Genomic DNA, 15,576 nt, shown 5'->3' with positions numbered 1-15,576 from the left:
TATGAAAAGACAAAATTATATATTATCAATACTTTTGATATTGTTTATATCACCGATGATATTTGGTTCTTGTACCAAAAATCTAGATATTAATCAAGATCCTAATAATCCAACTGATGTTCCTGAAAATTTGATTCTATCAGCACTTTTATCAAATTTCTCGTACGAAGTAAATGGGGGTTACCCAACTCGAGTATCTGTATTGTGGACAAAATATCTTGCTGGAGGAATAGCAGGAAATCATGAAGGGAACTATTTAATAACAAGTTCGGATGTGAATAATTTTTGGACAAGTTTTTCTTATTCAGATGTCATGAATAATGCCACAGTTTTAAAGAATAAAGCTATAACAAATGGTAATCCAAATTATTCTGCAATTGCTAAAGTTGTATTGGCTTGGAATCTATCAATGACAACAGATGTTTTTGGAGATGTACCTTATACAGATGCATTTAAAGGTGCTGAAGGTGTTTTTAAACCTAAATATGATAAACAAGAGGATGTATATAAGAGTATTCAGACTCTATTGGATGAAGCTATTGTAGAAGCAGCCTCTACAACAAATGCATTGAAACCCGCGGCTGATGACCTGTTATATCAAGGTAACATGGCTAAATGGACTGCCTTGGCGCATACATTGAAAGCAAGATTTTATTTGAGATTATCAAATGCTCCAGGAATGACAGCAAGTACGCAAGCTAAATTAGCTTTAGATGAATTGGCTAAAGGGGCAATTACGATGGCAACTCAGCCTAAATTTGCTTATTTGGCTTCAACTGGTGCTGAAAATCCTTGGTATCAGTATGCTATTGATGGTAAGTGGGCTGTGACAACACGACCTTCACAGTATTATGTAAATAAACTAATAGATTCTAATGATCCAAGGCTTGCTTTCCAAGCAACAAAAGTTACTGCAGCTACAAATGTTGATCCAGCAAATGTTGGTAAGTTTATTGGTCTAACAAATGAAGCACCTTCAAATAATATCTTAAACTATTCTGCAATTGCCCCTTTCTATAGTGCTAAAGATGCACCTTTATATTGGATGGTTTATCCTGAAGTTGAATTTATAAAAGCAGAAGCTGAATTTCTTGTTGCTAACAAAACTGTTACTGCAGCTGTCACTGCGGCATATGAAAAAGCTATAAAAGCATCTATGGATTTTTATGGAATAGCTGGTACAGAGGCAAATACTTATATAGCGAATAATGTATTGAGTAGTAGTTCGACTGCAGCTTATAGTCAAATTATGAATCAAAAATATATAGCTAATTTCTTAATGTTCGAGGCATATAATGATTTTAGAAGAACGGGATTGCCAGCACTTCCTTTAAATAATGAAATGTATCCTGGTCAAACTAAATTAGATCAACCTCCGCGTATTAATCAGATTCCTGTTAGATTTCCTTATCCGTCAGGTGAGCGTCTTTATAACAGTGATAATGTTCCTGCAGATATTCCAACTGATCCTGTAAAGGCAATTGTGATACCTGTATGGTGGAATAGCAAATAAAAAATTATTATAATTTCTTTTTAAAAGGTTCTTACTCTATTCTTGGTAAGAACCTTTTTTATTTTAATAAAACGGGATAATTAAATGAGAAATTGTTAAAATTTTAGCACAAGGTTCTTACTTGATTCTTGGTAAGAACCTTTTTGCTGCTCAATAATTAATGCTAATTCAATACTTTTTGATATTAATGAGTTGCAAATAAGTTTATTATTTATAAATGATTCGTTGTGTAATTAAAGTTTGTATTACTTTTTCTATAGTCCAATATCTTTTTACAATACTACTTTTGATAAGTAAATTTTAACTGTTAAAATTTGTTAAATTGAATTTATGTTTTATATTTGTTTTAACATATTTTTAACAAACGGCTCTAGCACTCATATGCTAGCCGATATGAAAATCACACTATCACACTATCACTAAGGAGTATGAACTCTTTATAATATTTTATAGTAAAGATCTTTAAATCTTTATTATAAAATAATAGATGTTATTAACTAATGAAAAGTAAATTACTTAACCCAAGTCTTTAAAAGGACTTAAACTAAACATAAACATATGAAACAAACTTTACTCAGTTTTTTTGTGGGTAGTATGATTCTGACTTCTGTTGCTTTTGCGCAAGACAAAAAGGTTACTGGTCGCGTTGTTGGCGCTGATGGTAACCCTTTAGTTGGTGTGACAATCGTTGTACAGGGATCAAATTTAGCTACTCAAACCGATGCGAATGGGAATTATTCTTTTTCCGTACCTGCGGGAAAAATTATTGTTTTTAAATCGTTAGGTTATGCCGATAAGACAATTATTGTTAAAGAAGGTACTTCAACATTTAATGTTACTTTAGAAGATTCTAATCAAAATCTCAATGAAGTAGTAGTGACAGCATATGGTGTTCAGAAAAAAGAAGCCATCACGGGTTCTGTTGTAAGTGTAACATCTAAAGATATTGAAAAACGACCAGTTTCATCAGTTACTGCTGTGCTAGAAGGTATTGCTCCAGGTATTCAGGTTAACAACTCTTATGGTGAGCCTGGTTCAAGCCCAAGTATTCGTGTGCGAGGATTTAATTCGCTTAATGGATCTTCTGCTCCAATCTATGTATTGGATGGTGTTATTTTTGGCGGTAACATTGCTGATTTAAGTCCTGATAATATTGAGTCAATATCTGTATTGAAGGATGCGACTTCAGCTGCATTATATGGTGCAAAAGGAGCAAATGGTGTAATTGTAATTACATCAAAAAAAGCTAAAAAAGGAAGTTCTAGTTTAAATGCAGTTGTTAACCAAGGTCTCTATACGAGGGCAATTGCTGAATACGATAAATTAGATGCGAAGGAATATATGGGTGTCGCTTGGCAAGGATATAGAAATCAATTATTAACTGGAAATAAAAACTTATCTGTGGCGGATGCTAATAGTCAGGCTACTAATGGATTAATTCCTTCCATATTGAAATTAAATATTTTTGATAAAAGTGATGCAGAACTTTTTGATGCAAATGGGAATTTCAATGCTAATGCAAATATTAAAGGAGATTATGCCTCTGATTTAGATTGGTTTGATCAAGTCAGCAGAACAGGTTATCGTCAAGAATATTTAATGAATGGTGCTGGTGGTTTCGAAAAAGGTGGTTACTACTTTTCTGTTGGTTATTTGGACGAAGAAGCCTATGTAACTACTTCAGACTTTAAAAGATTAAATGCTCGATTGAGTGGGGATATCTCACCTAAATCATGGATTAAAGCGGGTATGTCTATGAATGCTTCTCATCAATTAAGTAATAATACAACAGGAGAAGGTAGTGGATTCACTAATCCTTGGATGTTTGCTCGTAATATTGCCCCAATTTATCCAATTCATCTTCATGATGCTACTACTGGAGCATATACTTTAGATACTCAGGGTAACAAAATATATGATGATGGAGCCGACACTAGAAATCAATATGTAGGTCGTCACGTAATTTGGGAAAATGAATTAAATACGAATGCATCAAAACGTAATACTGTTAATACACAGGCATATGTTGATTTTAATATCACTAAAGATTTAAAATTTAGTGTTCTAGGGGATGTAAATCTTCGTTATAATGAGGCAAGAAGCTATAATAATGCAATTATTGGTGATGGTTCAGGAAACAATGGTCGTGGATCTAGAACATTGTATAATTATAAAAATTATACAGTACAACAATTATTAAACTATACTAAGTCCCTTAATTCTATTCATAATTTTGATGTGATGTTAGGTCATGAAAATTATGGAAATGATTACACGTACTTGTATGGATATAAAGTTAATCAAACTTTTGCAGGACAGATTGATTTAATCAATTTTACTGAAATTACAAATCTGACAGATTATGAATATAATGACCGTTCAGAATCTTATTTTTCTCGTTTACGTTATAATTATGATGAAAAATACTATGTTGAAGGATCATTTAGACGTGATGGATCATCTCGCGTATCCCCTGCTAATCGATGGGGTAATTTTTGGTCAGTAGGTGGTACTTGGATGTTATCTAAAGAGAACTTTGTTAAAGATATTAATTGGGTAAATGCATTAAAATTAAGAGCGTCTACAGGTGTTGTAGGTAATCTTGAGAGTTTAGGTTTTTATGATTATCAAGCCTTATATAATATTGGTCAAAATAATAATGTTGCTGCTCTTTACAGATCCAACATGGAAAATCTTGACCTAAAATGGGAAGGTAATCAATCTTCATCATTTGCTTTAGAAGGTAGATTATTTAATCGTTTCAATTTTAATGTTGAATATTTCAACAAGCAATCTAAGGATCTAATTTTTGATCTAAATCTTCCTCTATCGGTCGGATCTACAACAACTACAGAAGGTACTGCAACTGTTAAGAAAAATATTGGAAATCTAGTAAATAGTGGTTTTGAGCTAACATTCGATGTTGATTTAATTAAGAAGCAGGATCTAAGATGGAATTTTGGCATAAATGCCACATTCTTGAACAATCAAATTAAAACTTTACCTGAACAGAATCGTGAGAATGGTATCCTTTCAGCGACATCACCGTTTAAATATTTAGAGGGACATGATGTCTTTGACTATTACTTATTCCAATATGCAGGAGTTGATATGATGACAGGTCAAGCTCTTTATTATGCTAATACTAAAGACTTTGATCCGACAAGTACGACTGGTGCATGGGTACCTTTCCAAAAAGAAGTAAATGGTGAATTGTATACGACTAATTCCAGTTATGCGAAGCGTGAGTTTAGTGGTTCGGCCATTCCAAAAGTTTTTGGTTCTTTTAATACCTCATTAGATTATAAAAATTTCAGTTTATCTGGATTATTCACATATTCACTAGGAGGAAAAGGATTAGATTATTCTTATATGAGTTTGATGTCGGTTACGTCTACTCCTGGGGCAGTGCATAAAGATGTATTAAATTCGTGGACAGAAGCTCCTGCAGGTATGACAGAAACATCTGCTGATCGTATCAATAAAGATGCTACTCCTCAAATTAATTATACTAATAGTCAGTACAATAATGCTACTTCAACACGATTCCTATTCGATAATTCTTATTTTGTATTTAAGAATATTTCCTTGGGATATAGAGTTCCTAAAAAGACAATTGAGAGAATTAATCTAAGTAGTTTGAGTGTGAATTTCGCTGTTGAAAATGTTGCTACTTTTACAGCAATGAGAGGTTACAGTTCTCAACAAGCATTTGATGGAACTAGTAGAAATCAATTTGTACCAGCAAGGACATTCTCATTAGGTATTAACATTGGGTTATAAGAAGAAATATTTATGAAATTATTATATAAATTAGGGGTTTTGACTTTAGCTGCGACAATGATGATGTCTTGTAGCAAAGATTATTTAGATACGGTACCAACCTATGCTGTTTCCCCCTCAACAGCTTTTGAAACCACTGAAAGTGCAAAGTTGGCAATCAATGGTCTGTCAAGATTGATGAAGATGCAATATTTAAGTAGCCAAGGTTTCAACGGTGAAGGTACTATAAAAATGTATTACGGGAATTATTCTGGAAATCACTTTTCTTCGCCATTGACTGGTTGGACATTATTGACCAATATGGATTATTTCGCTACTAATACAAGTACATATACATATTATCCATGGTATTATTATTATAAAATAATTGGCGATGCTAACGCAATTGTATTAAATATTGATGCAGCTAGTGGTACTCAGGTAGAAAAGGATTTTATAAAAGCACAAGCTTTAACTTTCCGTGCCTATGCTTATACGATGTTAGTACAGTTGTATGGGGATCGTTGGTCTGATTCAAATAATGGTACAACGGACGCCGTTGTTATTCGAGTAAATCCGACCTTTGAAGATCTACCTCTTTCATCGTTAGCAAGTGCTTATGAATTGATCTATGGTGATTTGAATACTGCTATTGATCTGTATGAAAAATCAGCTTTGGACCGTAATAACAATTATTCCGTAAATATTGATGTTGCTTATGCTACATATGCAAGAGCTGCTTTAACAAAGGAAGATTATGTAAATGCTGAAAAGTATGCGAAACTTGCAAGAACTAATTACGGATTGATGAGCGCTACAGAATATAAGGCAGGCTTTAGCAATCCAAATAAAGAATGGATCTGGTCCATCTACGATGCTCTAGATGAAACAATTTATTTCTATTCTTATCAGTCTTATATTGCTTACAACTCAACAGCTAGTGGCGTAAGAAGTTCTCCTAAAAGTATAAGTAAAGAGTTGTATAATACCATTCCAGCTACTGATATTCGGAAAAAATTATTTCTAGATCCAGTAAGTACAGGTTTGACATTCAATGCGAATACAGGTGCTGGTAATGCAGCTGCATTAGCTTATATTCGATCACAATATTCGGATATACCAAGTAATGCAACTGCGTACGCTTATATGCAATTTAAAATAAAGGCCAATGAGATGCCAGGTGTTGGACATACCAATAACTTTAGAAGTTCAGAAATGGTGCTAATTGAAGCTGAAGCGAAATATAAACAAAATAAACCCGCTTCTGAAGTTCAGGCTTTAATGAATACTTTGACGAGAGATTCAGGTCGTGATCCTAATTATAATTGTACAGCAACCGGAGCATCTTTATTCTCCGAAATTAAGAAATATCGTGGAATCGAATTGTGGGGTGAGGGATTTGACTTTTTTGATATGAAACGATGGGGTGATCCAATTGTTCGGAAATCATTTGCGAATGGTGGAAATTTTCAAACACCTTTAGCTGTTACTATTCAACCAACGGAAAAAAATAAATGGAAGCTAGTAACCCCTGCTAGGGAAACAGATTATAATAGCTTAATTAATTAAAAAAATCGGAAACAGTTTTAAGCTGTTACCAAAAAAATGAACAAATTTATTGTAAAATTTGTTATAATGAGCCCGATGGAATATCGGGCTCATTTTATTTATGTCCAAACTATCTATACAGCATAATTTGCTGTTTTTATAGTTGTTGTAATTTTTATCCTCTATTTTTCACTATATTGTAGATACCAATATAGACTTTTATGAAAATAGGCCTCCTATTGTTCACATGTTTTCTTTTCCAATGCGCTTTCGCGCAGTCAGGGTTTGTTTTGCTCAAAAATAAAAAGCTGAGTATCCCTTTTATTTTTGCTCATAATTTGGTTATTATACCTGTCGAAGTCAATGGTTTTATGATGAATTTTTTGCTTGATACTGGAGTGAAAGAAACAATGGTATTTGGAAAGTCTTTAGGTGTTGTCGATAGTACCATATTTAAAAATAAGTTTCAGGGATTTGGAAGTAGTGGCGGGATAGATGGTATTCTAGCAATCAATAATCATTTGCGAATAGCAAAAAGAATGGAAGATATAGATCATCCTATTTTTATTTTAGATAATGAGCATATTGATATATCATCACGAATTGGTGTTGAGGTGAATGGGATATTGGGCAGTCGCTTCTTTTCAGACCATAGAATTGAATTTGACTTTTTGAAAAAGAGAATAACAGTATTTCCTAATAAAACTACCCCAAAGTCATGGTCAAATCTAAAGACATTAGCCATTGAGATTATTGGAAGCCGCCCATTTGTTAAAATTTCTGTACAGCAAGATAATCTGGAGATTAGTGGTAAGGCACTTATCGATATGGGAAATAGCGATGCAGTATTGTTATTGAAAAATAGATTGAAAGATTATGAAATTCGCCCCCCCTTTATCTCGGATTATATCGGTCAGGGATTTAATGGTGAAATCTATGGTTTGCGAAATCGCATAAAGAAATTGACCATAGGTCCATTCCAAATGTCATTTCCACTGGTGGCTTACCCAGAGTTGGAATCCGTTCAAAATGCAAAGATGGTAAATGAGAGAATTGGATCTATTGGCAATGAGTTGTTACGGCGGTTTAGAATTATTTTTGATTATCCCAATAAACAGATTTATCTAAGTAAGAATAGAAATTTTGATAAATTTTATTATTTGAATATGAGTGGTTTAGAAATTGTACACGATGGAATGAAATGGGAAAAGCAGGAAATACCAGTTACATTAAAGCGTGATGATAGTAAGGATGTTAATTTTAATAATAAAGTGCAGTTTAAGTTTGTTTTAAAACCTTTATTTAAAATCGATATGGTCAGGGCAGATTCTCCTGCTCAATTGGCAGGTTTAAGGAGAGATGATAAAATTTTAGCAGTTAATGGTAGAACAGCTTCTGCTTATACATTAGAAGATATCACAAATTTAATGAAATCGGAAGAAGGAAAAGAAATCATAATGAAGATTGAAAGAAACGGAACTAAGATAAATTTTCGCTTTATATTGCGAGATCCGCTACCTTTTGTACAGAATTGATTTTCTAGCAAATAATCATATTTTTGAAATTTACCGGCTACCAAAGACTTTGATATTGAGATCTCATCACTCAAATTTCTACATACAATAATTTATTTTTCGCACTTACTGATCTCCTAAGTCATTTCTGTTCTTTGTAATTATCTTGTTATAGAAGACTGATCAATCCTGTAATTATGTTTAATATTTATTAACTTTATAGTGTTATTTTTAGCATTAATAAACCTAATAGACCAATAATCATTTTAAGAACAAAAATTGACATCATGTTATAATACTTGATAAATCAAGCTAAAATAGGTTAAGTTCAGGAAAGGTTCGCTTAAAAACAAATCGAAATTCTATGAAAAAATGCTTTATTTTTTTAATCTCATTTTTCCTGGTACAGGCATTTATTTTTGCTCAAACAAGGAAAATAAAACATGTTGTTCTAGTAGGATTTGATGGATTTGGCGCTTATGCAATTCCAAAGGCAGAGATGCCAAATGTGAAGCAGATGATGCAAACCGGAAGTTACAGCCTACATGTAAGAACCGTTTTGCCGTCATCTAGTGCAGTTAACTGGGCATCCATGCTGATGGGAGCTGGTCCAACCATGCATGGTTATACAGAATGGGGAAGTCAGAAACCTGAAATCCCTTCTATAAGGACAACAGCGAACGGACTTTTTCCATCTCTATTTAATGCCATTGCGTCCAAAAATCCTAAAGCAACATTTGCTGTTATACACAGTTGGCCAGGAATTGGTTATCTAATCGATAAAAAGGTTGTTCAACAAGTATATAATATGGAAGATAATGAAGAAAAGACTTTAGAAAAAGCTATAGAAGTTATCAAAAAGGATAAGCCGACTTTGACATTTATACATTTTGATCAGCCAGATGGTGTAGGTCACCAAATAGGGCATAATACACCTGAATATTTTGCAGAATTAAAAAATGTTGATAAAGGGATTGGACAATTACAGCAAGCAGTGAAAGATGCTGGTATAGAAAAAGAAACTATATTTGTTATCGCAGCCGATCACGGGGGAATCGATAAAGGTCACGGTGGAAAAACATTAGCAGAAGTAGAAATACCATTTATTATGACAGGACCAGGAGTTCCGCAGGGCAAAAAAGTTGAAGAATCTATGGTAATTTACGATATTGCACCTACTTTAACTTGGTTACTGGGAGCATCTCAATTAGGAGTATGGAGAGGTAAACCTATTAAATCATTTCAAAAATAATGACTGGTCAAGAGTTTCAACTGCTACATCACAAAATAAATATTTTGAATTTATTTACATCTATCAAAGAAATTTTTATCCAGATGGCTAAATATGCTATACTATGTTTTATGAGCATTGTATTCATTACTTCATGTCAAGTTAGCAATCGTTTAAAAACACATCCACATGTGTATATACAACATGAGGGGCATGAAGCAAAAAAATGGAAATTGATTTGGGAAGATCAATTTAATGGCACTTCTATAGATACGACAAAATGGAGTAAAATCCCTGCAGGCGAGGCTGATTGGAATCGACATATGAGTATGGATACTGCCTGTTTTGCAATGGAAGATGGTAAACTGATTTTGAAGGGTATTAATAATCCCGATTCATCCAGAGATTCCCGTCCTTTTTTAACAGGTGGTATTTGGAGTAAAGGAAAGTTTGCCTTTCAATATGGTCGAATTGAAATACGCGCTAAGCTTGGCTATGCACAAGGAGCATGGCCAGCAATTTGGATGCTTGCTGAATTAGATAAATATGGAAAGTATCCTAAAAATGGAGAGATTGATATTATGGAACATCTTAATCATGATTCGATTATCTATCAGACAACTCATTCCTATTATACTTTGGATCTCGGAAGAAAAAATAGCCCACCACATTCCGGAACTGCAAATATTGTCGCTGGAAAATATCATGTTTATGGTATCAGCTGGTATCCAGATCGTATTGTGTTTCAGTTAGATGGAAAAGATACATTTTCATATCCTAGAATGACTGAATTAGATCAATCACAATGGCCCTATGATCAACCTTTCTTTTTATTAATAGATCAACAATTAGGAGGTAATTGGGTGGGGAAAGTAGATTCGAAACAATTACCCGTGGAAATGCTGATTGATTGGGTGAAAGTATATCAATAATTTATTATTCTCCACGGCATGTCCAACGGTTTACTGGTGGACATTTTTTATGCAAACGGGAATTTAAAAATAACAATTCCTTAATTTTATTTTTAATATATACTAAACTCTTTATTTTACTTTTGACATGTTTATCTCTATCTAAATACTCATTTATTTAAATGAATTTAATAAGAAAGTCATTTTATTAGTGAAAATGATATCAAAAAAAGCATTAATTCCTTAGGCGCAATTGTAGGATAGCTCCTTGTTTATAAATGTTAAACTTTAAAATCTAAAAAAATATAAAATTTAAAAATGAAAAGAACCTACTATCTATTGACAATATTATTGACCATAAGTATGAGTATTGTCCATGCGCAATATCGGGGTCAAGTTTTTGTTGATGCAAATGGAAATGGCAAATTTGACGATAATGAAACTACTCTTTCAGGTGTCGTGGTTTCAGATGGTTACCAAGTTGTGCAGACTAATGGTAGGGGAAAATTTGAATTGCCTGTAACTTCTGATGCTCGATTTGTGTTTGTAACGTCTCCTAGCGGATATAAGTATTCAAAAACTCATTTTTTGAAAATTAATTCCGAACGTGAGGATTACTCAATTGGATTGATGAAAGACAATACGCAAAATCCTGATTCTCTCAATTTCATTCAAATCACGGATACCGAGACAGCTTTATATGGTTCGTGGATAGAGAATGTACGAAAGTATGCTGTGAACCAAAAAAGTTCTCTGATCATGCATACAGGAGATATTTGTTATGAACCAGGTATGCGCTTCCATGCTCAACAAGTCAATAGTCAACTCATGGGTTTACCTGTTTATTATGCTGTTGGCAACCATGATCTTGTAAAAGGAGAATACGGTGAAAAATTGTTTGAAGATTTATTTGGTCCAACGTATTATTCTTTTGATGCCGGTCCTGCTCATTTTGTCGTGACACCGATGTGGGGTGGTGATTACCAGCCCAGCTATACAAGAGATCAAGTGATAGCATGGCTAAAGAAGGATTTGGAATTGAAAGATAAAAATAAGCCAGTTATATTTATAAATCATGATTTTGATATAGGTCCAGATTTTATTCTAAATGGAAAAACATCCAAAATTGATCTTAAAGAGTATAATCTTAAGGCTTGGTTATTTGGTCACTGGCATAATAATTACTCTTTTGTTAATAAGAATAATGGTGTTCGTGTAATTTCGACAAATGCACCTAATAAAGGAGGTATAGATCATGCTGTTGGGCAGTTTTTAGAGATTAAAGTAACCAAAGAAGGTGTAAGAGATGTTTCTTCAAAATATACCAATTTGAATAACCATATTCAACTCTTAGATCCGACTTTACAAACTCACACAAAAGATTTGATTTCTTTTCGAGCTCAAATATATGATAGCAATCGTACAATAAAATCTGTCCATATCCGAGTTCTTAATGATAAAGGAAATCAAATCTTGTTTGTACCATTAAAAGCAATTTCAGATTGGACTTGGGAATCAGCACCAATTATGAAAGTTGTCAATAAATCTTTTATTGTATATGTAGAAGTTGACTATAAAGATGGTACACAAGCTATTAAAAAGCAAAGTTTTGGAAAAGATATTAACAGACAAGATTTTCGACTTAATTGGATTAGTAATTTAGGCGGTAACAGTTGGAAAGTAAGTCCTGTTGTAGCAGATGGTCTTATTATTGGCGGTACTTTTGACGATGGAGGGAATGGAAGATCTACTATAGTAGCATTGGACGAAAAGTCTGGGAAGAAAGTATGGTCATTTTCGACAGTCAATTCTATTAAGCAAAAACTTCGTTTTCAGGATGGGATTGTTGTCGGTACTGATGTCTCAGGTAATGCTTATGCTCTGGAAGCGAAGACTGGTAAATTAATTTGGGAAAAGGCTTTGAGTCAAGGGAGTTTACCAAGTTATGTAACTGCAGGAGCTATTTATGAAGGAGTTTACTACACCGGTTATGGATCATATTTAACTGCATTAGATTTACAAACGGGTCAGGAAATATGGAAAAATAAAGACTGGAATGGTGGAGAGGCAATGCCAGGCGAGATGACCATTACCCAAGATCAGTTGTTTACTGGTGCTAATTGGAATAGTCTGTTTGCCCATGATAGAAAAACTGGAAAATTAATTTGGAAGAAGAATGAAGATGGTCTACGTTTTAGAAGCTCCGGTGTTGCAGTTGTTGGTCAAGAAATTTATGTAACAGGATTAAACACTGTCTTTGTATTGGATAAGTTAACGGGTCAGATATTACGTAAAAAAATGTTTGATTATGATTTTAAAGTGATGGCAACACCTGTAGTAAGTCATCAACAATTAATATTGTCTACTTCCGATAAGGGAATTGTTGCATTAGACAAGAGTACTTTAGAAGAAAGATGGAATTTTCTTACTGGTGAAGCACTTATCTATACTTCTTCATATAGTACACCTGATCAAAATAAACTCGTTGCAACAGTTGAAGCTGCAGTACAGCAAAGTGGATCTGACTTGGTGTTTGGAGCATCAGATGGTTACTTATATCGTTTAGGTGAGGAAGGGAATTTAAAAGGAAAAATTAATTTAGGTGTTCCAATTTTGGCTGAGGTACTTATAAAAGACAATTTGCTATATGTGATGGATTTTGCTGGAAATGTCTACTGTTTCGAAAATTAATGTAAATTATACATCATTAAAATAGAAGAGATACATAGATTGGTCTATTCTAATAATAATGATCGATATCATAATATTCATAACCATTAATCAGAATCAGTAGCTATCCTTAGCTATTCCCGCAGAAAGGTATGGTAATTTCAAAGACGTTTTTTAAAACGTTTTTGTATATGAATGAAACGTTAAGTCAATATTACTAGTATTGTTAATGTAGTATATGAAGTAACATGTTAATCTGTTGTTAGGTAATAAAAACTTAATGGCACTGTTGACAATAATTTGTTTAATTTTGAGGTTGATTATGGAAGATAATACGATATTTAGGATCAGTAATAAAATTAAGGAAATCCGTAAGATTAACGGAGTGACTATTCAAGAATTAGCGGTTAAAGCCGGAGTCAGCAAAGGATTGATTTCTCAAATTGAAAACAATAGAACTGTGCCTTCATTGTTTGTCTTGATTAATATTATCAATGCGCTTGAAGTTGATTTAAATGAATTTTTTAAAGATTTTAATTCGGACAATGCCTTAGGTCCTATTATTGTAAAAAAGAAAGATAGTTATGTTGAGTTTGAAAAAGAACAAGCTATAGGATTTCACTATAAACGTATATTTACTTCATCCATTGATAGTTCAACACTGGATATTGTCTTACTCGAATTACAACCAGATGCCAAAAGACCAATGGTACAGACTGAGGCATTTGAATATAAATATATACTTAGTGGTCAAGTAGAATATGTTTTTAAAGATCAGGTGATCGTACTTGATGAAGGCGATTCTATATTTTTTAACGGAAGGCTATCACATACACCTAGAAATATAGGGAAGGAAAAAGCGATCATGTTAATCGTTTATTTTTTTGAACAGCATAAAAAATAGCTAGTAATGCATTACAAATAAAAAGGCTTTCTCCATGGAGAAAGCCTTTTTATTTGTAATCATATTTCCCGAATATAATTATATTTGTTTACAAATACTTAACAAAAGTTTAGTTTTTTGCTAATTTCTGAATTTTACTTTTGGTTGTGAGAAATTGTCACATACTAAAATCTAAATGATGGGATTATCAGATAAATTTAAAAACCGTATTAATCAACTGGATGAAAAATCTGTAGCTGTTCTCTTGGCTGTTACAGCATTTCTATGTTACACGTGTATGTATTCTTTTAGAAAATCCTTTACAGCAGCTTCATTTGATGATGAGACGATATGGGGTATCAATTATAAAGTTTGTTTGGTGATTACTCAAATGATTGGCTACATGATTTCTAAGTTTTATGGTATTAAATTTATAGCTGAGAGTAAGCATAAGAATCGGGGACGCTATTTGATTCTACTCATTAGTATTTCGTGGATTAGTTTACTGGCATTTGCCTGTTGCCCACGTCCTTGGAATGTTATTTTTCTCTTATTAAATGGATTTCCTTTGGGTATGGTATGGGGTTTGGTTTTTAGTTACCTAGAAGGTCGTCGCTATACAGAGATCATGGGGGCTGTGATGGCTGTTAGTTTGATTTTTGCATCAGGTCTTATAAAGACTACTGGACGTTGGCTTATGCTTACTTTTCCAATCAATGAATATTGGATGCCTTTCTGTACAGGATTTTTATTCTTATTACCATTTATAGGATGTGTCTGGTTATTGGAAAATGCACCGGACCCAACTGAGCAAGATAAATTACTCCGTACCGAGCGAATTGCTATGGATAGTACAAGTCGAAAAGAATTTTTTAAAATGTTTAAACCAGGTATTATACTGACTGTTTTTATTTATACCATGCTGACCATCATCAGGGATGTACGTGACAATTTCGAAATCGAAATTTGGGAAATGTTACATATAAAAGGTACTGGTATTTTCGCAAAAGTTGACGGTATCATCGCTATGATTGTCTTGATATGGGTTGCTTTGTTAATCGTTGTTAAAGATAATTTAAAAGCATTTAAACTGATTCATATCATGATTATAGCGGGATTTTTTATAGCAGGTGGTTCGACTTACTTATTCAACTATCAATATATCGATGGTCTGAGTTGGATGTTGATGGTCGGTTTGGGTCTATACTTAGCTTATATTCCTTATAACGCCATATTTTTTGAAAGAATGATTGCTACTTATAAAATGAAAAGCAATATTGGATTTGTCATGTATCTAGCAGATTCAATTGGTTATTTGGGAAGTTTTTTAGTTTTGATCAATAAAGAACTATTACCCAATTCAGTCACATGGGGGAGCTATTTTATACAATTAGTTTTCCTTACTTCAATAATAGGGGGTGGACTATCTTTGGTATCATTATGCTACTTCGTTCGTAAAAAAGAGGGTATCGATAAAAAAGAACAAAATCCTATAAAACCCTGGAATGCTAGTAATAGTGATGTTCAAGTAAGTTAATAAAAAT

General features: G+C 33.2%; 9 protein-coding genes. All 9 read left to right on the top strand.

Annotated features, from left to right (window positions below; translation table 11 throughout):
• The first annotated feature begins 1 nt into the window (after position 1).
• The 9 genes from MUB18_RS00425 to MUB18_RS00385 all read left to right on the top strand — a co-directional run bounded on the left by MUB18_RS00425 (position 2) and on the right by MUB18_RS00385 (position 15,569).
• Complete coding sequence (locus MUB18_RS00425; protein ID WP_248754668.1) at positions 2-1,513, top strand: SusD/RagB family nutrient-binding outer membrane lipoprotein; 1,512 nt, start codon at positions 2-4, stop codon at positions 1,511-1,513.
• A 558-nt stretch (positions 1,514-2,071) separates the two neighbouring features.
• Positions 2,072-5,296: a SusC/RagA family TonB-linked outer membrane protein gene (locus MUB18_RS00420; protein ID WP_248754667.1), complete on the top strand. Its 3,225-nt coding sequence runs from the start codon at positions 2,072-2,074 to the stop codon at positions 5,294-5,296.
• A gap of 12 nt (positions 5,297-5,308) precedes the next feature.
• The gene (locus MUB18_RS00415) at positions 5,309-6,844 is read left to right on the top strand and encodes a RagB/SusD family nutrient uptake outer membrane protein (RefSeq protein WP_248754666.1); all 1,536 of its coding nucleotides are present in this window, start codon (positions 5,309-5,311) and stop codon (positions 6,842-6,844) included.
• A 350-nt stretch (positions 6,845-7,194) separates the two neighbouring features.
• Positions 7,195-8,358 (top strand): PDZ domain-containing protein, encoded by a 1,164-nt coding sequence (locus MUB18_RS00410; protein WP_248754665.1) that lies wholly within the window; start codon positions 7,195-7,197, stop codon positions 8,356-8,358.
• Positions 8,359-8,701: 343 nt separating this feature from the next.
• Complete coding sequence (locus tag MUB18_RS00405) at positions 8,702-9,589, top strand: alkaline phosphatase (RefSeq protein WP_248754664.1); 888 nt, start codon at positions 8,702-8,704, stop codon at positions 9,587-9,589.
• Positions 9,590-9,699: 110 nt separating this feature from the next.
• The gene (locus MUB18_RS00400) at positions 9,700-10,500 is read left to right on the top strand and encodes a glycoside hydrolase family 16 protein (RefSeq protein WP_248754663.1); all 801 of its coding nucleotides are present in this window, start codon (positions 9,700-9,702) and stop codon (positions 10,498-10,500) included.
• Positions 10,501-10,797: 297 nt separating this feature from the next.
• On the top strand, positions 10,798-13,170 hold the full coding sequence (locus MUB18_RS00395) for a PQQ-binding-like beta-propeller repeat protein (protein ID WP_248754662.1): 2,373 nt from the start codon (positions 10,798-10,800) through the stop codon (positions 13,168-13,170).
• A gap of 301 nt (positions 13,171-13,471) precedes the next feature.
• Complete coding sequence (locus tag MUB18_RS00390; protein WP_045753677.1) at positions 13,472-14,053, top strand: helix-turn-helix domain-containing protein; 582 nt, start codon at positions 13,472-13,474, stop codon at positions 14,051-14,053.
• A 175-nt stretch (positions 14,054-14,228) separates the two neighbouring features.
• A complete protein-coding gene (locus MUB18_RS00385) occupies positions 14,229-15,569 on the top strand; it encodes a DUF5690 family protein (RefSeq protein WP_248754661.1) in 1,341 nt (446 codons plus the stop codon).
• The last annotated feature ends 7 nt before the right edge of the window (positions 15,570-15,576 follow it).

It is taken from the genome of Sphingobacterium sp. PCS056 (genome assembly GCF_023273895.1).
Taxonomy (GTDB): Bacteria; Bacteroidota; Bacteroidia; order Sphingobacteriales; family Sphingobacteriaceae; genus Sphingobacterium.
This window is presented reverse-complemented; position numbering and strand designations above follow the sequence as displayed.